Raw genomic sequence first — 23,980 nt, forward strand, 5'->3', positions numbered from 1 at the left:
CCGATAGAGGAGAGCGCGTCATGCAAGACAAAATCATCGTCTTGGGAGCAGGAAGAATGGGAGAGGGGATTGCCCTCTCATTCATTCTGGCTGGGAAGGAGGTCGTGCTGATTGACTTCAAATCGCGCAGCCCTGAAGAGCGTCAGCACTATTATGAGCAGGCTCGCAGCAGGCTAGTGACGGAGCTCAAGTATCTTCAGGAGAAGCGGCTCATTCAGGAAGAGCAGATCGCTTCAATGGTGGAGCAACTTCGTATCGTGGATGACCGGCAGGTGCAGATGGTGACGGGAAGCCGTCTGGTTTTCGAAGCACTACCTGAAGTCAGCGAAATTAAGCAGCAAGGGCTGGCCTGGGCAAGCCGCCATTTGGATAAGGAGGCTGTTATCGCCTCAACGACGTCCACTTTTTTGGTCACCGAACTCGCCTGCATGGTTAGCCATCCGGCCCGTTTCATGAACGCCCACTGGCTTAATCCTGCCCATTTGATGCCCTTAGTGGAGGTAAGCCGGGGCAAGGATACCGAGCAGCGTTATGTTGATGCGCTCTTCGCTGTGCTTAAAGGGATAGGGAAAGTACCAGTGTTATGTGAGGCGGCGCCGGGCTACATCATTCCTCGCCTGCAGGTGCTGCTCATGAATGAAGCCGCGCGTATGGTCGAGGAGGGTGTTGCCAGCGCCGAAGATATCGATGTGGCTATTCGGGTTGGGCTGGGATTGCGCTATTCGGTGCTGGGGGTGCTGGAGTTCATTGATTGGGGCGGTGGCGATACGCTTTTCTACGCCTCCAACTACCTATGCGACAAGCTGGATAACCGCTTTAAGTCACCTGAGGTTATTACCCGAAATATGCAAGAGCAGCGTCGAGGCTTCCAAGATGGCGTGGGCTTCTTCGACTACTCAGGGGTCGATCTGTCGAACTACCGCAGGCAGCGCTCCGACGCTTTTCTAAAGCGTCTTGAGCTACTTGATCTGATGCCGACAGTCTCTAACCGTTATTAATCCTTCACAGCCTATAAAGCGCCTATTGGAACCCTGCTGTTCCTGTAGGCCTTCGCCGAGGATAGTCATAATGAAAACGAGTACACAGGTGGGAGCGTTAACGGCACTAATAGCGGCAATGGCTCTGGTGGGATGTAGTGATGCTAAGGAGGAAGTAACCGATGCGCCTAGCGACGACGACCAAGTGATTACCCTCAGCTACGCTTTCTTTGCCCCTGCACAGAGCTTCCCGGCCATTCAAATGGAGCATTGGGCGAAAGAACTCAATGAACGTACCGATGGTCGTGTCGAGGTCGACCTCTTCCCCGGGGGCTCCTTACTTACGGCCAGCAATATGTACGATGGGGTGTTAAATGGTGTTGCGGATATAGGGCTTTCCGCCACCTCTTACGAGCCGGGCCGTTTTCCCCTGATTAACTTGGCCGGGAGTCTGACCGGTCAGGACGTCAATTCAGAGGTCGCCAGCCGCATGACTTACCAACTGATACAAGAGTTTGGTGACCAGATGCCCGAACTCGAAGAGTTCAAGGTCATTACCGCCTTTACATCGGAGCCTGCTTATTTCCAGACTATTGAGCCGATTCGTCAACTGGAAGATCTGGAGGGGCTGGAAATCAGAATCTCCGGCGATAACTCCAGGGCGCTGGATGCACTAGGGGTAACCGCAGTAGGTATGTCCCAGGCCGATGCCGGAGAGGCACTTCAGTCCGGCATTATTGATGGGTATGCGGCTTCTCGCGAAGTGCTAATGGATATGCAGTTTGCACGTTTGGCTAAGTACGTGACCGACTATCCTTTAACTAACACCATTTTTGCAGCGCTGATGTCGAGAGAGAAGTGGGAGGCGCTCCCTGATGATATACAGGCGGTTATCGAGGATTTGGCGCCGGAGATGGCAACCTTCACCGGTCAATATCTCGATGAGCATATACAGCGTTCACTTGAGTGGGCGCAACAGGAAGAAGATGTTGAAGTGATAACGCTTACCGATGATGAGGCTAGCCGTTGGGATGACCAGCTCGCTCCGGTCAACGAAACTATTCTGTCGGACGCAGAGCAGCAGGGCCTGCCCGCTTACGCTTTTGCAGAAAGAATGCGTGAGCTGATAGAAGAGTATCGCGCAGAGGCTGAATAGGAGCAGAGGAGATAATAGCTTCATGGCAAAATATTGGTCAATTCATTCCCAGCAGTATGTTGAGGGTTTGACTGTAGTGTTTGCACGGGGGTCATCCCATAGACCTCCTTATACTGGGCTGAGAAGTGCCCTGGGCTGTTGATCCCATGTTGCATGATGACATCAGTGACGCGGTGCCCCCGGTGGGCAGCAAGCAGTGCTTGGTGCACGCTCTTCATGCGTTGCTGAGTGAAATAGGCTTTGGGAGTGAGTCCAATAAATTGCCGGAAACCATACTGGAGTGTGCGCTTTGACACCCCCACTTTCGATGCCAGAGTCTCGAGCTCGATACCTTGCTTGAGATTCTGGTCAATATGAATTTTAGCGCTTTTGATATAGTGCGGAAGAAGGGAGGGGTTACCGCTCAAGCGTTGACTGTAGTTGTTCATGAACAGTCCCAGGAGGCTGTCATATAAGTAGTCTTCCATCAGTTTGATCTGCTGGCGTGGGGCGTTTTGCTGGTGAAGAGAGTCGGTGATACGGGCAAAATACTTAATGGTATCCAGAAGAAATATTGTGCCGGGGTAATGCTCGGGAAAGGAGTGATCAAAGACGATCGGAAGATCAATGCGCTGCCCGAGCCGACTCGACAGGCGTTGTTCCAACTGATGGCGCGGTACTCGAACGATGATGTTATGGCAGTTCGGAGAGGTTTGAATGAGGACGCGTTGACAAGGGGATGTGACGGTAACACCTCCTTGAACCATACTTACCTGACGGTCAGCGTATACGATGGTTCCCTGACCTTCGAGAGTGATACGAAACAGATAAACGTTTGACTCTTCGACAGGGTCAATTTCGACATTGGCTCCATATTGTAGTTCGATAATGGCCAATTGGTCGAAGCTGACGGCACTCAAGCGTGAGGCAAGGCGCGGCCCATCAAACAAACGCATGCGATGTGAGCATAGGTAGTGGGTGACATGCTCGCGAATGACATCTTGTGAATCGGTTCGCAGGATATCGTGCTTCTGCAGCAGAAACGATGTTGTACCCATGGTTCACCTCAACAATACACCAAGCAGGTGATGGTTTTGGGGTGTAAAGCCGAGGTATTATCGGCCGAGCCAGTTGATAGCGTGCTCTATTCGTAGAGGCCACAAGCGCTTACACACGAATAGATATATGCTAGAATAATCTACTATTTTTTTGGATGGCGTGCTTCTTATGGTCGACAAGGATGAATTATCTTCTTCCTTTTTTCCTCTTGCCGATGAATTTCGCTCGCGTGATTTTCCTTTTTATTGGGTCGCAAGGCTGAATGCTAAATACAGCGCTGATGTCGATTCATTACTGAAGCCACACGGGCTCAGTTCGTCTAAGTGGCGTATCCTTATGATCCTACATGAACATGGGCGCCTTAGCATGTCGGATATATCAGTACACGCTGTTGCAAAATTGTCAACCACGACAAAAATTGTATATCGCATGCAAGAGGCAGGTTTACTTAAAACAGAAGCCAGCCCGCAAGATGGACGTGTAACTGAAGTAGAACTAACGGATGCGGGTGAGGCAAACCTGGATATTGCTAGACAAGTCACCAGCCGTTTGGTGGAAAAAGCATTTGCCGACTTCAGTAAGCAAGATATTATTCACATCAATCAATGCTTGAGCAGAATGTTTCATAACCTAAACGCCCTGTAAGCAACCTCAGCCCTTCTCGATACTATCCTTACCTAACCCTTCGCTTGGGCTTTTTCCGCTTTGGTGCATGGTTAACGATGTTTTTTTTATTTAGAAATAGCACTCATCTTCTGTTCTGTAGTGGTATCCCCATTGTGAAGTAAGCGTTTGACGATCAGAGGTATCTAGCCTATTTTGTTCGTAATGCAAAGTAATGTTCGCAATAAGAACAAAAGAGGTTTTCCATGTCTCAGCCCTGCATTATCTGCGTTGCTATTACCGGTAGCTTACCCCGCAAAGAAAATAACCCTGCCGTGCCTATCACGGTTGATGAGCAGATTGAAAGCACACAGGCCGCTTTTGAGGCGGGTGCTAGCATTGCCCATTGTCATGTGCGTAATGATGATCAAACACCTTCCTCCGACCCTGAGAAGTTTGGCCGCCTAATGGAAGGGCTCAAAAAACACTGTCCCGGCATGATAATTCAACTCTCCACTGGTGGCCGCTCTGGCGCAGGAGAAGCCCGCGGCGGGATGCTACCGCTCAAGCCCGATATGGCCAGCCTTTCTGTGGGCTCCAACAATTTCCCCAATCGTGTTTACGAGAACCCGCCGCAGCTGGTGGAGTGGCTTGCCGATGAGATGCTCAAGTACGGCATTAAGCCCGAAATCGAAGCGTTTGATTTGTCGCATATCCACCAGGCGGTTGCGCTCTCCAAGCAGGGAAAATTGAAAGCACCGCTCTACGTACAGTTTGTCATGGGTGTTAAAAACGCCATGCCAGCTGACAAACCCACCTTTGATTTTTATATAGAGACGCTCAAACGGCTTGCGCCGGATGCGCAGTGGTGCGGGGCAGGCATCGGTGCCAACCAATTCCTGCTCAACGAGTGGTCGATAGCCGCTGGCGGTCATACTCGTACAGGGCTAGAAGATAACGTGCGCTTGAACAGCGATATGCTGGCACCTTCCAACGCCGCGCTGGTCGAGCGTACCGTGGCACTGTGCGAAAAGTATGAGCGCCCGGTAGCTAACTGGCACCAGGCGCGTGAAATGCTTGGGTTATAAACAATACAAACCGACGGTTAATAAGCAGGAGTTAAAGTATGCCAAATATCACAGTGGTGGGTAATGCACCTGAAATCGATGAGATTAAGCGCGTCGTGCAGCTTTATGTGGATGGCTTTCAAGGCGGTAGAGAAAAGCTGGAGGAAGCGTTTCATCAGGATGCGTGGATTTTTGCGCTGGATGCAGAGGGAACCTTGGCGACAGACTTGATTAGTGATCGTTTCGAGCGCTGGGCGGCTAGCCACCGCGCGGTTAAGAGCCGCTTTATCGCCGTGACGCAGGCTGGGGAAGTCGCCAGCGTGTTGCTAGGCTTTGATAACAGCGAGAATCTTGAGGATTCTTGGGTCGATGTGATTGCTCTGTTGAAAATCAACGGCGCTTGGAAGATTACCAACAAAACGGCTGCTCATAGCACTCGCGCAGCGTGGGCAAAGCCCAGCTCCTAATGACATCTATTCAGAGAACATGGAAAACATCAGCCCACGTAGCCAGCGGTTGCCGGGGTCTTGATGAAAACGACGGTGCCAGAAGAGGTTGATCGCAATTTCAGGGAACACTAGAGGGTGTTCACGAACAGTTAGCCCGAAGCGCTTTCTCGTTGCCTCGGCTAATTTGTCGGTCACCGTCACTACAAGATCGCTGCTACTGACAATATAGGGAACGGCTGCGAAATTCGGTAGTGTTAACCTGACAGGACGATCGACCCCTGCGCGAGCAAGTTGTGCTTCGATAATGCCATGGCCGGTTCCTTGTGCAATAACGACGGCATGAGAGGCTGTGCGAAAATCCTCTAGGCTAAAATCGCTTGTGGCGAGCGGATGATCGTGGCGCATGAGGCAAACATAGCGTTGGACAAATAATCGCTGTTGGTAGAAACCAGCACCAAGCTGAGGAATAAGACCAACAGCCAGATCAATCTGGCCCTCTTCCATTTCGTATTTCAAGTCATTGTTGTGGCTGCGTACTGTATTAAGCGATACGCCTGGTGCTGCTTGCGAGAAGTGCTGCAGTAAGCGCGGGAGAAACACAATTTCTCCAATATCGGTCATATTGAGATTAAATGTGCGCTCACTCAGCTCAGGATTAAAAACGTCCTGCAGGTTCAGCGTGCTACTCACTCTTGCTAATGCATCTGCAATGCCGGGATGAAGCTGGCTGGCACGTGGCGTTGGCTGGAGCCCTTGAGAGGTACGCTCGAAGAGTTCGTCATCCAATAAGTAGCGTAAACGCTTTAACGCATGACTCACTGCCGGTTGTGTAATGCCTAGGCGTAGCGCGACCCGCTGCGTATTTTGCTCTTGATACAACAGGTCGAAAACAACCAGCAAATTGAGGTCGATATTGGCAAGCTGAACCATCAATATGCCCCCGGTTGTTTGGTCGACAATAGTCTATATCCGCTAAAGGTAGTTATCTTAACTCTTTGTTTCATCTTATTATTAGTGTCCTTTATAGTCTAAATAAAAGAGACTGTGTGGTAGCTACGTGTTCACATGGATAGCGTTAGGGGCAGAGCGTTGGCGCTCAACATGATAATGATAAGTCCCCGAGCAGAGTGAAAATATGGTAGCAAACACAGAGCAAAAAACCCTTTCGATTGGTATTGTGGGTGGTGGTATCGGTGGGGTGGCTTTTGCCGTCGCGCTATCCCGCGATAGTCACCTCGATGTTCAACTATTTGAAGCCGCTCCGCAGTTTTCCGAGATTGGTGCTGGGGTCTCTTTTGGTCCTAATGCGGTGAAAGCTATTCAACGGCTGGGTCTGGAGGCTCCCTATCAGCGTATTGCCGACGCGTCGCCAGCCCCCTATGAGGATGTGTGGTTTGAATGGCGCCATGGCAGGGATGATACTTACCTAACCGCCAGCCTAGCCCCAGGTGTTGGTCAATCTTCGGTACACCGTGCCGATTTCCTAGATGCTATCGTTGCCAACCTGCCAGAGGGCATCGCTCACTTCGGCAAGCGTTGTATTGAAGTTCAGCAAGATGCTGATAGCGCAACGGCCTACTTTGATGATGGTACACGCTTTACCGGTGACGTGATAATAGGCTTTGATGGTATTAAGTCTGCAGTACGCCATCATGTCTTACCCCCAGAGCAGTACGGGGAGATCACCCCATTTTGGAGTGGTACATACGCTTATCGGGGCATGGTTCCTACCAGCGAGCTAGAGGCGGCCCTACAGGCAAAAGGCAGTGAGAAGCGGCTGGCACTGGTACCTCAGATGTATCTTGGTAAAGATCGCCATATCCTGACGTTCCCGGTTAAGCAGTCGCAATTGGTTAACGTTGTCGCCTTTATTACTGATCGTTCTACACCCAATCCTACGTTGCCGGAAGGTGAGGAGTGGGTTCAAGCCGTCAGCCAGGAGGAGATGCTAAAAGTTTTCGAGGACTGGAGCCCCGCCTGCCAAGCGATTCTTGAATGCATTCCTGAGCCAACACGTTGGGCACTGCATGAGTTACCTGAATTGGCTCGTTACCACCGTGATCGCGTATTGATTGTTGGTGATGCCGCCCATGCGTTGGTGCCGCATCAGGGGGCTGGGGCCGGTCAGGCACTGGAAGATGCCTATGTACTGGCCAGCCTTTTAACCGATGTTAGCTGCAATCGCGACAATGTGAGCGAGGTCTTGTCTGCTTTTGAGCAGGTACGCCACGCGCGTACCTGTAAGGTGCAACGAACATCGCATGAAGCCGGGGATGTCTACGAATATGCAGGTGTTGGCATCGGTGACGATGAAGCCGAGCTAATTAACAATCTGGAAAGCCGCTTCGAGTGGCTGTGGAATCATGACCCACACGACGATGTGATTGCCGCTAAAAATAGCTTGAAGTTTGCAACAAGCGAGAACTGAAGGTGAACCAAAAGCTACTCATTTAAAGCAATAACTTCTTTTATAAAGACGAACTACAACAAAGAGTGCAACGATGAAAACAAATAATACAACACTGACGTCGTTACTTGGGGCAGGCTTTTTGCTGGCAGGGCAACTCGCGATGGCTGAAGATGGCGAGCCTGTAAAGCTAGGTTTAATGCTGCCCTATACGGGTACCTACACGGCGCTGGGCGAGGCTATTACCAATGGTTTGAAACTCGCTATAGACCAACAAGAGGGGCAACTTGGGGGGCGCGACGTCGAGTATGTTGAGCTTGATTCAGAAGCTAATCCCTCAAAGGCGCCCCAGAATATGAGCCGTTTAGTGAACAGCGATAAGGTCGATTTTGTTATTGGCCCTGTTCACTCTGGTGTAGCCATGGGGATGCTTCGGGTGGCCAAGCAAACCGGCGCTATTACTATTATTCCCAATGCCGGTTTGGGAGCGGCAACTAATGAACTTTGCATGCCCAACGTCTTTCGCACTTCGCATAACATGTGGCAGGACAGCTACCCCATGGGAAAAGTTGCCTACGATCGTGGCCACCGTGAGATGGTAACGATTACTTGGGATTATGCCGGTGGCAAAGAGGATCTCGCGGCCTTTGAGGAGGCGTTTACTGAAGCCGGTGGTGAGATCATCGAACAAATTTTGGTTCCTTTTCCCAGCACTGAGTTTCAAAGTTACTTAACGCAAATTGCCAGCCTTGACCCTGACGCGGTTTATACCTTTTTTGCAGGTGGAGGTGGCGTCAGCTTTGTGCGTGACTACGCTGCGGCCGGACTTAAAGAAAATACTCCCTTATTGGGCTCTGGCTTTATGACCGAAGGTAATTTGGCAGCATTGGGAGGCGCAGGTGAAGGCGTGTTGACGACGCTGCACTATGCGGAAACGCTGGAAAGTGAAGAAAACCAGAGTTTCGTATCCGCTTATCAAGAGGCTTACGGTGAAATGCCTGATGCCTATGCGGTGCATGGATACGATACGGGAGCCATGCTCATACAAGCACTTGATGCTGTAGGAGGTGACACCACCGACCGCGATGCATTAATTGAAGCACTAGCCGCCGTAGAGTTACAGAGTCCACGGGGGCCGTTGCGCTTCTCTGAATCACACCACCCCATCCAGAATATCTACTTGCGCGAGATCCGCGATGGTCGCCATGAGGTATTATCGGTGGCGCATGAGCTACTTGAGTCACCAGACACTGATTGCCAGATGTGAGTGAGCCCTAAGTAAAAAACGGTCCTTATGGGGAGCGTGGCTAACGCCTGAGGTGTTAGTCATGCTACTTTTCTTTTTGTCACCTCTACATTCTCATCCCTAGGCTTATTCTTTTGTCGCAAAAGATACTCAATCCAGCATGGTTTATGGAAATTAGGTTATCTCTGTAAGTGGCGCTTGAGCTTAGGGTTTCAAATTTACAGATCCGTTAATAGTTAGTAGCAGAGAAATTAAGTGTAAAAGGTCAGGTTGGTTTCTCATAAATTATGCCGCCCCATGTGTAATGACATATTGCTGTGGGCCTAGAATTATACCTAAGCTGTTAATAACAAATATAAAATATTGTGATAAAAGTAGATGTGAAGCTTGAAGGCAGATGAAGTAAGAGGTGGATAATGATGTCTGAAAATTAAAATTATCGCGATTACTAACTGTTGGTGATACCTCCTCGGTATGGCCAAGCACCTAAACAATATTGGTTCCGTCTTCCTAGCGCAATCAAACTGACTTCAAGTCAACGATTGCCAGACGCCGGAGCCTGCATGTCAACCGTCATCCAACACATTGAGACATTACTGGTCGATTTGCCGACCATCCGCCCTCACAAGCTTTCCATGACCACCATGGCTTGCCAAACCCTGGTCATTGTGCGCATGCGCCACTCTGACGGTATCGAAGGGCTCGGCGAAGGCACCACTATTGGTGGCCTCGCTTATGGGCCAGAAAGTCCTGAGAGTATTAAGCGCAATATTGATACTTACCTAGCCCCTCTGCTGATAGGTCAGCCATCTAACAACGTTCATCAGCTACGCGCCCGGCTTAACCGGCACGCTCGCGGCAACATGATCGCTAAATCTGCGCTAGAGACAGCCTTATTGGATGCTCAGGGTAAGCGTCTTGGGTTGAGTGTTGCCGAACTGCTCGGCGGCGCATGCCAAGACCATTTGCCCGTGCTTTGGACCCTGGCTAGCGGCGATACCGACAAGGATATTGATGAGGCGCTGCTGCGTTTAGAGCAGCGTCGACATTGCGACTTCAAGCTTAAAATTGGCGCCAATCCGGTTGATCAGGATGTACGCCACGTGGCGGCGATAAAAGAGGCGCTGGGTGATCGTGCCAGCGTGCGCGTTGATGTTAACCAAGCCTGGGATGAGGCCACGGCTGTCCGTGGTATTCAGGTACTGCAGGATGCCGGTATTGAATTAATTGAACAGCCCATTGGCGCTCGTGAACATGCCGGCTTAGTTCGCTTGGCTAACCGCTTCAACGTGCCCATGCTCGCTGACGAGGCCGTGCAGGATGCCCGCGACGGGCTCGATCTTGTATGTAGCGGCTTTAGCGGTGCCTTCGCCTTGAAGATTGCTAAGTCTGGGGGGATTCATGGTGTGCTGGAGCTGGCTCATGTCGCTCAGGCAGCGGGGATTGGCTTGTATGGTGGCACATTGCTGGAGGGCACCATCGGAACGGCCGCCTCACTTCACGCCTGGGCGACACTACCGGAAATGGCCTGGGGCACGGAAATGTTCGGCCCGCTGCTGTTGAAAGATGACATTGTCATCGAGCCCCTCAACTTCACCGAGTTCGGGGTAGCACTGCCGCAGGGAGCTGGGCTGGGTATTACCTTAGATGAAGATAAATTGGCGCATTATTCACGGAAGTAAAAGTCACGTAATAAAAGCGACATAAATAAAGCCAACGTTTGCGTTGCTCGCGATCAAAGAGGAGAGACCTATGCTGTTTCAAGTAGAGATGACCGTTAAATTGCCGACCGATATGCCAACCGAGCAAGCGGCTAACATTAAAGCGACTGAAAAGGCGTATTCCCAAGATCTGCAGCGTCAGGGCAAATGGCGCCACTTGTGGCGCGTGGCGGGCAGCTACTCAAACGTCAGTATTTTTGACGTCGAAGACAACGCCGAGCTGCAAGAGCTGGTCAGCAATCTGCCGCTCTTCCCTTATATGGAGATCAGTGTCAAACCGCTGTGTCGGCACCCCTCTTCAGTGCGCGACGACGACAGCTAATTCTCCACGTAACACGCCAGATCATATGACTACAACAACACTCTATAACAAACAGAGAGTTTCACCATGACCGTAAAGATATTCGATACCCCCGAAGTCCAAGAATTCGTCAAAACCGTTGCTGGTTTTGACCAAGCCGGTGGCAATGACCGTGCCAAGCAGATCGTCCATCGCCTGGTCGGCGACCTGTTCAAGCTGATCGACGACTTCGACGTTACCGAAGAAGAGTACTGGGCAGGGGTTAATCTGCTCAATGCCCTGGGTAGCCAGACCCAGTTTGGCCTGCTCTCGCCAGGGCTAGGTTTTGACCACTTCCTCGATATGCGCCATGACGCCATTGACGCTGAAGCCAAGCGCGTCGGCGGCACCCCCCGCACCATCGAAGGCCCGCTGTATGTCGCCGGTGCCCCGGAAGCCGAAGGCTTTGCCCGCCTGGACGATGAAGCGACCGAGGGCGAGACCATGTGGCTGACCGGCCAGGTACGCGACGTCGACGGTACCCCGATTGCTGGCGCCAAGGTCGAGATCTGGCACGCCAACTCCCAGGGCGGCTACTCGTTCTTCGACCCCTCGCAATCCGAGTACAACCTGCGCCGCACGATTTATACCGACAGTGACGGCCGCTACACGGCGCGCAGCATCATTCCCTCCGGCTACGGCGTGCCCGAAGGCGCACCGACCGATGTGGTGCTCAAATCACTGGGTCGCCACGGCGAGCGCCCGGCGCATATCCACTACTTCGTTTCCGCCCCCGGTCACCAGCACCTGACCACCCAGATCAACCTGGCGGGCGACCCCTACACCTTTGACGACTTCGCCTTTGCCACCCGCGAAGAGCTGGTTATCCCCGCCGAGCGGATCGAGGACCCGGCCGAAATCGCCAAGCGCGACCTGGACGGCCCTTACTCCCACGTGGTGTTCGATGTGGCGCTGGCCCCCGCCGAGGCGCCCGAACTGCAGGTGCGTCATGCCCGCCCGCGGGCCAAGGAAGACGAGCAGGATCTCGCCAGCCAGCTCGCCGGTACCGCCAAGGTATAACCCTCATACCTTGAGCAAGGCGGGCCTTCCCCTTGGCCCGCCTTCGCAAGAGATATCAGCGCGACATCATCAATACGAGGAGAGAGATCATGACTACGCAGCTTGATCAGCTCGAAACCCGCGTGCGCGGCGCCGTCCAAGACGACCCCGCCCAAGGCATCTTCCGCTGCCACCGCAGCATGTTCACCGACCCCGCCTTCTTCGAGTTGGAGATGAAGCACATCTTCGAAGGCAACTGGCTGTTCCTGGCCCACGAGAGCCAGGTCGCCGAGCCGGGTGACTACATGACCGTCACCATGGGTCGCCAACCGATCATTATCACCCGCGACAAGCAGGGTGAACTGCACGGCCTGATCAACGCCTGCGCCCACCGTGGCGCCACGCTGTGTCGCCGCAAACGCGGCAACAAAGGCACGTTTACCTGCCCGTTCCACGGCTGGACGTTCAAAAACGACGGCCAACTGCTCAAAGCCAAGAACGAAAAGAACGGCGCCTATCCCGACCAGTTCAAACAGGACGGCTCCCACAACCTCAAGCGCCTGCCACGCTTTGAGAACTACAAAGGCTTCCTGTTCGGCAGCCTGAGCGACGACGTTCAATCGCTCGAACAACACCTGGGCGAAACCACCAAGGTCATCGACAACATCGTCGATCAAGCCCCCGAAGGCCTGGAGATCCTGCGCGGCACCTCGTCCTACACCTACACCGGCAACTGGAAACTGCAGGCCGAAAACGGCGCCGACGGTTACCACGTCAGCTCCGTGCACTGGAACTACGCCTCCACCATGGAGCGCCGCAACTACGACGCCGGCGGCACCAAAGCGGTGGACGCCGACGGCTGGTCGAAGAGCAAAGGCGGCTTCTACTCCTACGACAACGGCCACATGATGCTGTGGACCCGATTGCTCAACCCGGAAGTCCGTCCGGTCTATCAACATAAGGACTGGATCCAGGAGCAGCTGGGCGACGCCCGCGCCGACTCGATCGTCAACCAGACGCGCAACCTCTGCCTCTACCCCAACGTCTACCTGATGGACCAGTTCTCCACGCAAATCCGCGTGATCCGTCCCATCGCCGTGGACAAGACCGAAGTGACGATTTACTGCTTCGCGCCCAAAGGCGAATCCGCCGAGGACCGGCGTGTGCGTATCCGCCAGTACGAAGACTTCTTCAACGTCTCCGGCATGGGCACGCCCGACGACCTCGAAGAGTTCCGCGCCTGTCAGGAAGGTTACAACGGCGCCCTGGCCGAATGGAACGACCTCTCCCGCGGGGCCCAACAGTGGATCGAAGGCGCCGACGAAACGGCCCAAGCGATCGACATGAAACCCCTGCTCAGTGGCGCCTCGCCGGAAGACGAAGGGCTCTACGTGCTGCACCACAAGCACTGGGTCGACGAAATGCTGCGCGCCATCAACAAAGAGCGCAGTCAGTTTATCGCCACCGCGTCCGCCTAAGCGCCCCGCGCCTGACGAGAGGAGAGAAGTGACATGAGCATTAGCTATCACGAGATCCAAGCCTTCCTATACCGCGAAGCGCGTCTGCTGGACGACCGGGAATGGGATGAGTGGCTCACGTTATACCGTAAGGACGCCGAGTTCTGGATGCCGGCCTGGGATGATGATGATCAACTGACACGCGACCCGCACAGCGAAATCTCGCTGATCTACTACCCCAACCGCGAAGGGCTGGAAGACCGGGTGTATCGGATCAAGACCGAGCGCAGCGGGGCGAGCACGCCGGAACCGCGCACCACCCATCAGATCACCAACCTGGAAATCCTGTCGCAAGAGGGTGACACGGTAAACCTACGGTTTAACTGGCACACGCTGAACCACCGTTACAAGAAGACCGACAGCTTCTTCGGCACCTCGTTCTACACCCTGGACGTGTCGGGAGAGAGTCCGTTGATCACAAGAAAGGTCGTGCAGCTGAATAACGACTATATCCATCAGGTTATCGACGTTTATCACGTGTGACCGGATGGGAGAGGAGATTTCATCATGAGTTATACCATTGCCCTCAATTTTGAAGACGGCGTGACCCGCTTTATTGGCTGTAAAGAGGGAGAAACCGTACTTGATGCCGCGTACCGGCAGAAAGTGAACCTGCCGATGGACTGCTCGGACGGCGTGTGCGGTACCTGCAAGGGGCATTGCGAGCAGGGCGAATTCGACATGGGCGATGAGTACCTAGAGGACGCGCTTTCTGATGAGGAGGCCGCTGAAGGGCAGGTACTTACTTGCCAAATGGTGCCTTCTTCGGACTGCGTTATCCAAGTGCCGGTCGCCTCCACGCTGTGTAAAACACAGGTGGGCAAATTCGAGGGCACGATAGCAGCGGTTGAGCAGCTCTCCGAAGACAGCATTGAACTGGCGGTCGATCTGGATGATGAAGAGGGCCTCGCCTTTTTACCGGGTCAGTACATCCATATTGATGTTCCTGGTACTGAGGTACACCGCTCCTATTCCTTTAGCTCACAGCCCGGTGATAAGCGCGCCACTTTTTTAATTCGTAATATTCCCCATGGGGTAATGAGTAGTTACTTGACTGAGCGTGCGGCGGTGGGCGACAAGCTTACGCTGACCGGTCCGCTGGGTAGCTTCTATCTACGCGAAGTGACGCGACCGGTCCTTATGTTGGCTGGCGGCACGGGCTTGGCGCCGTTCCTCTCCATGCTTGAACAGATGGTCGAGAAGGGCTGTGATGCGCCGATACATATGATTTACGGTGCCAATAAAGATGATCATCTGGTCAAAACCGACGCACTAGATGCCTTCGCCGAGAAATTACCAAGCTTCAGTTATTCCACCGTCGTAGTCGACGAAGCCAGCGAACATCCGCGTAAAGGGTATGTGACGCACCATATGGACGCCAGCGTAATGCATGACGGCGATGTCGACGTTTACTTATGTGGTCCACCCCCGATGGTAGATGCCGTTCTCAAGTACTTCGACGCTGAAGGGATTGAGCCGCAAAGCTTCCACTATGAGAAGTTCACCCCCAACGAAGCAGGGAGCGCATCATGACACACCGCTTTCAAGGTAAAGTAATGGTGATTACCGGTGCTGCTCAAGGAATTGGGCAGCGAGTTGCTGAGCGCGCAGCCGCGGAAGAGGCACGTTTAGTTCTGGTAGATCGCGCTGATTACATCCATGAAGTGGTGGCTGGAATCAGCCAGCAGGGGTGTGAAGTGATCGCGGTACAAGCGGATATGGAGACCTGGGAAGGTGCCGATAAAGTGATGCAGGAGACGCTCTCTCACTTTGGACGTATCGATATTCTGGTTAACAACGTAGGCGGTGCGATTAACTTCAAGCCTTTTACCGAGTTTACTGAAGCGCAAATTACCGCAGAGATCAATCGCTCTTTAATGCCTACGCTTTGGTGCTGTCGCGCAGCACTGCCAACCATGGTAGCGCAGGGCAGCGGCGTGATCGTCAATGTTTCTTCAGTGGCGGCGCGGGGCATCCATCGGATCCCTTACTCGGCGGCCAAGGGAGGTGTCAATGCGCTGACCGAGTCGCTGGCCTTCGAGTACGCTGATGCTGGCATCCGCGTGGCGGCTGCTGCCATCGGGGGCACCGAAGCACCGCCGCGCCGGATCTCCCGCGGCACGCCCGAGCCTAGCAACGATACCGAACGGGCATGGTTCCAGGCGCATATCGACCAGACCAAGCAGAGTTGCCTGATGAAACGCTACGGCACGCTCGACGAGATGGCCGCGCCGATTCTGTTCCTGGCCTCCGATGAGGCGAGCTACATCACCGGCAGCGTGCTGCCAGTGGGCGGTGGCGACCAGGGCTATTAGCAAATCATCTAAGGCAACGCTAAAGAAGTATCAATGGTAACTCTAAATACAGTAATTCCCTGGAGCAAACCGTGAAACATATTGAGAAAGGCGTCAGCCTAAGGTATGCGCCCCGCGATTTCCTGCGTGACCTCAATGCTGACAATGCCAGTACAGGCTTAGTCGCGGGAATTTTAGGGCTCAGCGTTGGGGTCGTTCACATTAGCGCCGGCACCTCTGCTGGCCTCGACTCTTCCTTTATTATGATATGGGTCATCAGCTACCTGATGATCAATGGCTTGTTTGGGCTTTTCATGCCCGCTTACTACCGCTTGCCGCTCCCGATGGCGAACTCCATCCCCGGAGCGTTAATGTTTGCAGCGGTCATTCCTGTAATAGGTTTAGAGGCCGCCTTAGGAGCAAGTTTGATTGCAGGGGCTATCACGCTGGTCGCTGGTGTTACCGGTGTGATGGGCATCGTCATGCGTTTGATACCGATGCCGATAGTAATGGGCATGGTAGGCGGTATGCTGCTTAGTTTTGGCCTCAACATGGTAAAGCCGCTGGAGAGTGCCATTGTGCCAGCCTCTATCATGATCCTGGCTTTCTTTATCTCTGCACGGCTGTTTCGTAAGATTCCACCGCTGATTGTGGCGATGCTGGCAGGCATTCTGTACTTGATGGCAACCGGCGTTGACCTGTCTGGTATCGAAGCAACGATCCGCTTTCCTGAGTTCATCGTGCCTGAGTTTACTCTTGGGGCTTTTCTAACCTATGGTCTTCCACTTGCCATTATTTTGGTCGGTATGGAAACACCGGCAGGTGTCGGCTTAGTGAAAGGCATGGGCTACAAAGATGCCCCGGCTAACGCGATTACCGCCGTGGGTGGCTTAGGTACCATGGTGTCGTCATTTTTCAATCTACATAGCACTTGTATCGCGGCGCCGATGACCGGTGTTTGCGCTTCGCCGGAGGCGGGGAGTCATGACAAGCGTTGGGTCGCGGCGGTGATTGCCGGGGCTATCTTCGTGGTCGCCGCGCCTTTCTACGGTTACGTAGTCAGCCTACTGGAGGCAACACCGCGCTACTTTATTGCCATTATCGCTGGGTTGGCACTCATGCGTGTGATCACCTCGTCAATGGCTATCGCTTTTTCTGGAAAGAAGCACGAAATAGGCGCGTTGTTCGCTTTTCTGATTGCCGCATCCGGTATTCAGATTCTCGGAATAGGGGCCACGTTCTGGGCATTAGTCTTGGGCATTGTTGTCTCGGCCATCTTTGAAACCAAGGACTTCGAGTTTATTTTTACCCGTCAGGCTGCTAACAAAATCAGCTAACGTTAAGCCGTATTTTTAAATTGGTTATAGGTAACCTCCTTGGCCCGTGGGTGCTTTTGCAGTACGGGTCTTTTTTAAGAATGGTATATATAAAGATGTCGAGTAAATAAGCTGTAAAGCTAGCGAAACCAAGGAGCATGAAAATTAACCAAGTACTAGTATGGTTGCTTTTATCTTTGTAATTATGCTTTAAATATTTTTATTTTGTAATGCATTTAAAGTTTTGAAAGGGTACTATGAGAATTTTTAAAGCGTGACTTGTTAAATCCGATTGAAATAAAATTAACAACTAATCGCTATATCAGTTGATATTATTTTTATTAGTGTTCTAGATGTTTGAAAGTTCTCGGTGAATAGTGTGGGTGAGCCACTGTTGTGCTACCGTATCTTCAAGCTGATTTTCCCAATAAACGCCAACTTCAAACGTTGGAAGGTCTAAGGGGATCTCCATAACCCTTGTGTTTCCGTTTTTGGCGAACATTCCAGCGACCCTGCTAGGTAGACAAACAATCACTTCGCTGTCGGGTATAATGCTAGGTAATACTGAAAAGTGTGGAATCTTAAGTGATACGTGGCGAGAAATTTCTATTTCCTTTAGTATATCTTCAACAATTGAATGCCCTGTTGTTCGTGATACGCTTACATGATGCTCATTGAGGAACTGATCCAATGTAAGTTGCTTGCCGATTCTTGGGTGTTTTGCGCAGACAAGACAAGTGTAAAATTCTTCAAAAATTGATAAATAATTCACTTTTCCTTTAAGAAAGGTTAGGTTTCCAACGGCTGCATCGATACGCCCTTTTAATAGCCAATCCTCAACTTTATTTACTTCCATAGAGACTACTTCAATGGAAATGTTAGGTGCTAGAGTACGAAGTTTTTTCATTAATATAGGCAGAAGGAAAACTTCTCCTAAGTCTGATAGAGCAATTCTAAAAGTTCGTCGGGATATTAGGGGGTTGAATTCCCTGGTCGATGCGATTGCAAGTTCAATATTCATTAAAGAAGTGCGGAACGTTTCGTAAAGTTTATCTGCCGAAAAAGTTGGCTGCATTCCATCTCGTGTCCGATGAAACAAGGGGTCATGCAAAAGAGAACGCAGTCGGGATAATGAATAGCTAATTGATGGCTGTGTAAGGTGAACCCTTTTTGCCGCTCCACTTACGCTTCCTGTTTCATATATTGCCAAAAAAATCTTAATAAGGTTTAAGTCAACTTTTGGACTCATCAGGGCCTTCCTTGATATAGATGATATCTATATAAAGTACCAAAAAGTATTTATTTGTTCAAATTAATAGCCGGTGATATGTTGAGATTAAATAAAATAAATGAGATTAATTCTAGTGAAAAATACTTCGTATTCAACTGTAAAAGATTCTGTTTATCAAATACTTAGAGAGCATGGTGTTAACAAGGTATTTGGAAACCCTGGCTCCAACGAGCTCAATTTTCTCAAAGAGTTTCCAGAGGACTTTGATTATATTCTGTGCCTGCATGAAGGCGTCGCAATAGGTATGGCTGAAGGATACGCTCAGGCTACAGGGTTACCAGGTTTCGTTAACCTGCATGCCGCGGCAGGTACTGGTAATGCTATGGGGGCTCTAAGCAACTCAGTTAATTCACATGCCCCGCTAGTGGTGACTGCTGGCCAACAGGCGCGGACGATGGTGTATTCCGACCCATTGTTAAAAAATTCAAGTGCAGTCATGTTACCAATGCCACTAGTGAAAGATAGTTACGAACCACTTAGTGCTCAAGAGGTGCCCCATGCCATTAGTCGTGCACTTCACTTAGCTATGTCGCCTGCTAAGGGTCCTGTCTATGTTTCTATTCCCTATGACGACTGGGATCAGCCTATTGCCCATGATGCGCTGCACTTAGCAACACGCAAAGTTGTTCATTTTGGTGCTCCCTCCCTAGACGAACTCGAGCCATTGCTAGCGGCGCTTGCAAAAGCTTCCAATCCAGTACTAGTGCTGGGCCCCGAAGTCGACGCGTTGCGCTGCAACAGTAAAGCGGCGTTACTCGCCGATAAGCTGCATGCTCCGGTGTGGGTAGCGCCATCGGCACCACGATGCCCGTTCCCGACCAATCATCACTGTTTCGCAGGTATTCTTCCTGCTGGTGAGGCAAGCCTTGCACAAAAACTGCATGGGCATGACCTGATTTTAGTGCTTGGCGGGCCGGTATTCCGTTATCACCAGAATGATCCGGGTGCCCTTTTACCGGAAAATTCGCAACTGTTCTTGGTGACAGGGGATGCTCAAGAGGCAGCTAGATCGCCCGTCGGTGATGCCGTCGTTGCTAATGTGGATGCCGTCCTTTCTTGTTTGATAAAGCGTGTGGCGGCGCGGGCAGGCGAATGTCCTGATTTTCGTAAACCTATCCAGCGCGTTGAGGTTGATCACAGCCAGCTTGAATGTAGTGCAATATTCGACATCGTCGATGCTATCGCACCGTGTAATACGGTCTATTTAAATGAAGCTACCTCTACAATCGCTACATTATGGGAAAGAGTAGGCATGGAGGAGCCAGGCAGCTACTACTTCGCCGCTGCCGGCGGGCTTGGATTTGCCATGCCGGCTGCACTCGGTGTAAAGCTGGCTGACCCGACGCGACCCGTCGTTGCTTTTATAGGTGATGGTTCCGCCCACTACAGCATATCGTCATTATGGACAGCGGCACGTTATCAGATTCCTGTCATTTTCATCATTATTAATAACAGCGGCTATGGCGCGTTAAAGTGGTTTAGCCAACAATTCAAGATTCAGAATGTGCCGGGTATAGAGATAGATGGCGTCGATTTTATTCAGCTATCGGCAGGTTACGGCATTGCGGCGCATAGAGTTTCTACTCGCGCAGAATTTTCTCAAGTTTTCGATAACGCTATTAATAGTAATGCGCCAGTACTCATCGAAGCTACTATTGAGAGAGTTTAAGGATGTCGCGCATAAAAAAAATATACAATATAAAAGAAATGCGACTGGCGGCTCGTGCTCGGCTTCCTAAGATCGTCTTTGATTATCTTGAGGGTGGAGCAGAAGATGAGCGCGATTTAATTGAAAATAACACCAGTTATGATCGGTGGAAATTCAAGCCGCGCCGCTTAGTCGACCTTTCAACAGTTGATCCGGCAACTGAGATTCTAGGTAGTCCAGCGTCATTTCCTGGCGTAGTCGCCCCGACTGGCCTGAATTCACTATTTTGGCCAAATGGTGATATAGCGTTGGCCCGTGCTGCCGCTCGCGCGGGTATTCCCTTCGTGTTGTCGACTGCTTCAAATGACTCGCTTGAAAATGTCGCCGCGCACACCGACGGAGAGCGCTGGTTTCAGTTGTATGTAATCGAGAAGACGCTAGCAACCAGCTTGGTTAAACGAGCAAAAAGTTTGGATTACAGCAAGCTGGTTATTACGACAGACGTCGTATTTAACGGTAAGCGCGAAAGGGACTTGAAGAATGGTTTTGGTTTACCCATGCGCTACAACCTAAAAACGATTCTCGATGGTATCACCCATCCGGCTTGGACAATGGATTACTTAAAGCATGGCACTCCTAAACTTGGCAACTTAGCCAGTGAGGAGCTTTCTCCCGAGGCTCGGGCTGCTTTACTTCGTCGATCTATGGATGCCGGCTTTACCTGGGATGATTTAGCGATAATCCGCGACTTGTGGCCAGGCCAAATCATTTTAAAGGGCATACTACACCAGGAAGATATTGATAAATGTCAGCAATATGGCATTGATGGTGTCGTTCTTTCAAATCATGGTGGACGGCAGCTAGATACAACGATTAGTCCTGTGGATGCACTTGCAAAAATAAGCTCTCAAACTCTAGACGGGCGTATTTTAATGGATGGGGGAATTCGCCGGGGACGAGATATTGCCAAAGCTAAAGCGCTGGGGGCTTCCTCAGTATTAATTGGCCGTGCTGTTCTTTACGGACTCGCTGCGGCGGGCGAGGAGGGGGCTTTTAAAGCGCTGACTATTCTCAAAGAGGAGTTTGAAGGATGCATGAAGCAACTGGGTTGCTCCAAAGTGAATCAATTAACCAGCAGTTTAGTTGAACACGCCTTTCAAAAATAAAACAGTAGGAGTATTTAATTTATGAAAATTGTAGATGTCAAAGCGACAGCTGTTAATGTGCCAGCAGAATTTTCCTCCTGTGGGAAAACTAAAAAAGCCACACTAGGTATCTGCGTGGTAGAGATAACCACGGATGATGGTCTAGTCGGCGTCGGTATGACGGCTATAACGGAAGAAGAAGTCGTCGCGTTTACCATTAATAATATTATTGCACCCGCAATAAACGGTGACGATCCTCTTTGTACAGATAGAGTCTGGAATAAATTATATTGGTTGCTGACGCCACGCGGCCAATCAGGTTATGCCTGCCACGCGATAGCAGCTGTTGACATTGCTTTATGGGATATCAAGGGTCAGGCGGTACGTCAGCCAATCTGGAAGCTATTAGGAGGTGCCCGCGAAAAAGTCATCACCTATGCGACCATCGGTTTCGACTTCTTTGATAACGATCAGTTGGTGGAGGTCGCACAAACCTGGCAGGCAGAAGGGTTTAACAAGTTTAAAATGGTTGTGGGCCACAATGCACTTAAACGCCGCGACGAGCCCAGGCCGGTATTAGAAGCCGTTCGTAACGATATCAGCAGAGTCCAAACCCTCAGGGAGGCAATAGGCGAAGAGGCTGAAATTTTCATTGATGCCAACTGTAACCTTGACCCTTACCATGCTGCTTGGTTGGCTGAACGGGTTGAAGAATACAATATCTCTTTCTTTGAAGAGCCTTTAATCGGTAATGATCCTCAGCAGCTAAACCAGTTAAGGTCTCGAACTCGCATTCCATTAGCAGGCGGCCAGAATGAAGGGCAATCATCAAAATTCAAGCAGCTACTGCTCAACGACTCTTTGGATATTCTGCAACCCAATGTAGCCATTAGTGGGGGGTATACACAGTGCGTTAAAATTGCGGGTATGGCAGAAGCTTTTAACACTGGCATAGACAATGGGGGCGCATGGCCCTTCCATAATCTCCACCTACATGCTGGAGTAAGAAACGGTGGCATGGTCGAGTACCACATCTTCGCCGTCAAATGCTTGGAGCAAATTTTCAATGGTTTACCAAAACCGGAGAGCGGGTTCCTGCACGCCCCCAATGAGCCAGGTCTTGGCTTTACATTAAACCAAAATGCATTAAAAGAGCTTGCCAAGATGCCAACTTCTCGAGGAATGGGTAAGTAACCACTAAGTGCTAGCTTAACGCTACATAACCATTTAATAATAATAGGAACATAATCATGAAAGCTCTTACGACTGCTCTCTTAACAACGTTGGCGATGACAACAGCCTCTACAGGTCTCGCAACGGAGAGCTATCCAACGCAACCTATTAGACTGATTGTCCCTTTTGGCGCGGGTGGTGGAACTGATGGTTTGGCCCGTGCTATTCAGCTGTCTGTTAATAACAACAATCTACTCCCGGAACCTATTGTAGTGGCCAATGCGCCGGGGGCGGGTGGCGCTGTAGGGACGCGACAGTTACTTGCCTCAGACCCTGACGGCTATACCATTTTGCAGATACACCAAGAAATGTTCGCTGCGTCCGCTATTGAACGTGTTAATTACACGCCAAAAGATTTTGAACCCATCATACAAGTCAGCGAAGCATGTATGTTTGTTGCTGTTAAAGAAGATTCTCCCTACACCAATCTAGATGCAATGTTTAGTGATATTAATGAGAATCCCGGCGATTTCCGTCAGGCGGATGATATTGGCGGAGCTACCCACTTTCCTTCCGTACAGCTGATGAACGAAGCAGGGGTTCAGTGGCCGATTGTTCCAGTCGGCGCAACGTCAGCTAGGTTTACCTCATTGCAGGGCGGCTTTACACAGATGGCGTTGCTCTCACCCTTATGGTTAGAGCGAGCAGCGGGAAAAATACGGCCCCTGGCGGTGTTAGGGGATGAGCGTTATGACTTTGCGCCGGATGTGCCAACGGCAAAAGAACAGGGTTATGACGTAACGGCTTGTTTAAATCGTCGTTACTGGGCACCTGCTGGTACCCCACAAGAACATATTGACGTATTGGCGGATACCATTGAAGCAGCAGCTAACAGCGAGGAAGTGCATAAATATCTAGCAGATTCCGGTGAAGTATTGAAGATCGTCAGAGGAGAAGAACTGCGAGACCTTGTCGATAAGGAGTATGCTTCATTTGTTGAAGTAGCTGATACTGTAAAAGGTAGTTTATCCAACTAACTAGTAATAATTGAAAAGTGGAAGTAGGTATGCTCCTGCTTCCACTTTATGACACAACTCCCTGGAGAGCCCAATGATAACTATATTCAGGCTCAGATATGAAATTACTTTTTTAATTCTATCGCTGACGATAGGTGTATTGATTTTTATCAATGCGAGCGGACTTCCGGAGCCTATGTACGAGCCTATGGGAGCCGCCGCGTTCCCAAGTGGTATAGCCGCCATTACTATCTTTCTAGTTGCGTTAAAAGTGTTCCGGATTTTTGTTGATAAGAAAACCCTGTTAAGCGTTGAAGATGATGAGGAAGGTCAATTAAGCTTGTTCAAATCTTTTTGCATGTTACTTATCTTTCTCATCTTTATAGTTTTGGTTTGTTTGTTTAATGTTAGGTTTTGGATCTGTGCATTTCTGTTCATGCTATTGGCAATGGCTTTTCTTAAAAGACCTAAAGTATTGAGAAGCTTTGCTGTTCAATGTGTGGCTCTAATGGCTTTCTCACTCGTGTTGGATTACGTCGTAACCGATATTTTGTATTTCAATTTTTGACGTTATTTT

General features: G+C 50.9%; 23 protein-coding genes. 20 read left to right on the top strand and 3 right to left on the bottom strand.

Annotation, left to right across the window (positions count from 1 at the left end):
• Positions 1 to 20: 20 nt before the first annotated feature.
• Both ACUVOF_RS14150 and ACUVOF_RS14155 read left to right on the top strand, forming a co-directional pair.
• Entirely contained in the window at positions 21 to 998 is a 978-nt protein-coding gene (locus ACUVOF_RS14150) for a 3-hydroxybutyryl-CoA dehydrogenase (protein ID WP_447044984.1), read from the top strand.
• A gap of 70 nt (positions 999 to 1,068) precedes the next feature.
• Positions 1,069 to 2,133: a TRAP transporter substrate-binding protein gene (locus ACUVOF_RS14155; RefSeq protein WP_447044985.1), complete on the top strand. Its 1,065-nt coding sequence runs from the start codon at positions 1,069 to 1,071 to the stop codon at positions 2,131 to 2,133.
• A gap of 20 nt (positions 2,134 to 2,153) precedes the next feature.
• Here the strand turns inward: ACUVOF_RS14155 and ACUVOF_RS14160 are convergent, their stop codons facing one another.
• A complete protein-coding gene (locus ACUVOF_RS14160; RefSeq protein ID WP_447044986.1) occupies positions 2,154 to 3,170 on the bottom strand; it encodes an AraC family transcriptional regulator in 1,017 nt (338 codons plus the stop codon).
• A 169-nt stretch (positions 3,171 to 3,339) separates the two neighbouring features.
• Here ACUVOF_RS14160 and ACUVOF_RS14165 point away from each other — a divergent pair, with 169 nt between their 5' ends.
• The 3 genes from ACUVOF_RS14165 (at position 3,340) to ACUVOF_RS14175 (ending at position 5,308) form a co-directional block, all read left to right on the top strand.
• On the top strand, positions 3,340 to 3,816 hold the full coding sequence (locus ACUVOF_RS14165; RefSeq protein WP_447044987.1) for a MarR family winged helix-turn-helix transcriptional regulator: 477 nt from the start codon (positions 3,340 to 3,342) through the stop codon (positions 3,814 to 3,816).
• A 224-nt stretch (positions 3,817 to 4,040) separates the two neighbouring features.
• The gene (locus ACUVOF_RS14170; protein WP_447044988.1) at positions 4,041 to 4,862 is read left to right on the top strand and encodes a 3-keto-5-aminohexanoate cleavage protein; all 822 of its coding nucleotides are present in this window, start codon (positions 4,041 to 4,043) and stop codon (positions 4,860 to 4,862) included.
• Between the two features lie 38 nt (positions 4,863 to 4,900).
• A complete protein-coding gene (locus ACUVOF_RS14175) occupies positions 4,901 to 5,308 on the top strand; it encodes a nuclear transport factor 2 family protein (protein WP_447044989.1) in 408 nt (135 codons plus the stop codon).
• A 6-nt stretch (positions 5,309 to 5,314) separates the two neighbouring features.
• On the opposite strand, the gene ACUVOF_RS14180 is transcribed toward ACUVOF_RS14175, so the two are convergent.
• The gene (locus ACUVOF_RS14180; protein WP_447044990.1) at positions 5,315 to 6,220 is read right to left on the bottom strand and encodes a LysR family transcriptional regulator; all 906 of its coding nucleotides are present in this window, start codon (positions 6,218 to 6,220) and stop codon (positions 5,315 to 5,317) included.
• Between the two features lie 205 nt (positions 6,221 to 6,425).
• Here ACUVOF_RS14180 and salA point away from each other — a divergent pair, with 205 nt between their 5' ends.
• The 10 genes from salA (at position 6,426) to ACUVOF_RS14230 (ending at position 17,151) form a co-directional block, all read left to right on the top strand.
• Positions 6,426 to 7,718, top strand: coding sequence for a salicylate 1-monooxygenase (salA, locus tag ACUVOF_RS14185; RefSeq protein WP_447044991.1), 1,293 nt, complete (start codon positions 6,426 to 6,428; stop codon positions 7,716 to 7,718).
• 73 nt (positions 7,719 to 7,791) lie between these two features.
• Positions 7,792 to 8,964, top strand: a complete 1,173-nt coding sequence (locus ACUVOF_RS14190) for an ABC transporter substrate-binding protein (protein ID WP_447044992.1) — start codon at positions 7,792 to 7,794, stop codon at positions 8,962 to 8,964.
• A 542-nt stretch (positions 8,965 to 9,506) separates the two neighbouring features.
• Positions 9,507 to 10,625 carry a muconate/chloromuconate family cycloisomerase gene (locus ACUVOF_RS14195; RefSeq protein ID WP_447044993.1) on the top strand — a complete coding sequence of 373 codons (1,119 nt, stop codon included), beginning with the start codon at positions 9,507 to 9,509 and terminating at the stop codon, positions 10,623 to 10,625.
• A gap of 70 nt (positions 10,626 to 10,695) precedes the next feature.
• Complete coding sequence (catC, locus tag ACUVOF_RS14200) at positions 10,696 to 10,986, top strand: muconolactone Delta-isomerase (protein ID WP_447044994.1); 291 nt, start codon at positions 10,696 to 10,698, stop codon at positions 10,984 to 10,986.
• A 66-nt stretch (positions 10,987 to 11,052) separates the two neighbouring features.
• The gene (gene catA, locus ACUVOF_RS14205; protein ID WP_447044995.1) at positions 11,053 to 12,024 is read left to right on the top strand and encodes a catechol 1,2-dioxygenase; all 972 of its coding nucleotides are present in this window, start codon (positions 11,053 to 11,055) and stop codon (positions 12,022 to 12,024) included.
• A gap of 89 nt (positions 12,025 to 12,113) precedes the next feature.
• Positions 12,114 to 13,481 carry a Rieske 2Fe-2S domain-containing protein gene (locus ACUVOF_RS14210; RefSeq protein ID WP_447044996.1) on the top strand — a complete coding sequence of 456 codons (1,368 nt, stop codon included), beginning with the start codon at positions 12,114 to 12,116 and terminating at the stop codon, positions 13,479 to 13,481.
• 33 nt (positions 13,482 to 13,514) lie between these two features.
• Positions 13,515 to 14,003, top strand: coding sequence for a benzoate 1,2-dioxygenase small subunit (gene benB, locus ACUVOF_RS14215; protein WP_447044997.1), 489 nt, complete (start codon positions 13,515 to 13,517; stop codon positions 14,001 to 14,003).
• A 24-nt stretch (positions 14,004 to 14,027) separates the two neighbouring features.
• Positions 14,028 to 15,053: a benzoate 1,2-dioxygenase electron transfer component BenC gene (benC, locus tag ACUVOF_RS14220; RefSeq protein ID WP_447044998.1), complete on the top strand. Its 1,026-nt coding sequence runs from the start codon at positions 14,028 to 14,030 to the stop codon at positions 15,051 to 15,053.
• Positions 15,050 to 15,835 carry a benzoate diol dehydrogenase BenD gene (gene benD, locus ACUVOF_RS14225; RefSeq protein WP_447044999.1) on the top strand — a complete coding sequence of 262 codons (786 nt, stop codon included), beginning with the start codon at positions 15,050 to 15,052 and terminating at the stop codon, positions 15,833 to 15,835. Before benC ends, benD begins: the two co-directional genes overlap by 4 nt.
• Positions 15,836 to 15,906: 71 nt before the next feature.
• Positions 15,907 to 17,151 carry a benzoate/H(+) symporter BenE family transporter gene (locus tag ACUVOF_RS14230; protein WP_447045000.1) on the top strand — a complete coding sequence of 415 codons (1,245 nt, stop codon included), beginning with the start codon at positions 15,907 to 15,909 and terminating at the stop codon, positions 17,149 to 17,151.
• A gap of 328 nt (positions 17,152 to 17,479) precedes the next feature.
• Here the strand turns inward: ACUVOF_RS14230 and ACUVOF_RS14235 are convergent, their stop codons facing one another.
• Entirely contained in the window at positions 17,480 to 18,379 is a 900-nt protein-coding gene (locus tag ACUVOF_RS14235) for a LysR family transcriptional regulator (RefSeq protein WP_447045001.1), read from the bottom strand.
• 115 nt (positions 18,380 to 18,494) lie between these two features.
• Between ACUVOF_RS14235 and mdlC the strand changes: the two genes are divergently transcribed.
• From mdlC to ACUVOF_RS14260, 5 genes are all read left to right on the top strand, one after another.
• Complete coding sequence (mdlC, locus tag ACUVOF_RS14240) at positions 18,495 to 20,090, top strand: benzoylformate decarboxylase (RefSeq protein ID WP_447045002.1); 1,596 nt, start codon at positions 18,495 to 18,497, stop codon at positions 20,088 to 20,090.
• A gap of 2 nt (positions 20,091 to 20,092) precedes the next feature.
• Positions 20,093 to 21,235: an alpha-hydroxy-acid oxidizing protein gene (locus tag ACUVOF_RS14245; RefSeq protein WP_447045003.1), complete on the top strand. Its 1,143-nt coding sequence runs from the start codon at positions 20,093 to 20,095 to the stop codon at positions 21,233 to 21,235.
• A gap of 21 nt (positions 21,236 to 21,256) precedes the next feature.
• Positions 21,257 to 22,408 carry a mandelate racemase/muconate lactonizing enzyme family protein gene (locus ACUVOF_RS14250; RefSeq protein ID WP_447045004.1) on the top strand — a complete coding sequence of 384 codons (1,152 nt, stop codon included), beginning with the start codon at positions 21,257 to 21,259 and terminating at the stop codon, positions 22,406 to 22,408.
• A 56-nt stretch (positions 22,409 to 22,464) separates the two neighbouring features.
• Complete coding sequence (locus ACUVOF_RS14255) at positions 22,465 to 23,424, top strand: tripartite tricarboxylate transporter substrate binding protein (protein WP_447045005.1); 960 nt, start codon at positions 22,465 to 22,467, stop codon at positions 23,422 to 23,424.
• Positions 23,425 to 23,497: 73 nt separating this feature from the next.
• On the top strand, positions 23,498 to 23,971 hold the full coding sequence (locus ACUVOF_RS14260) for a hypothetical protein (protein ID WP_447045006.1): 474 nt from the start codon (positions 23,498 to 23,500) through the stop codon (positions 23,969 to 23,971).
• Positions 23,972 to 23,980: the final 9 nt, after the last annotated feature.

The sequence above is a fragment of the Vreelandella sp. H-I2 genome (genome assembly GCF_052959335.1).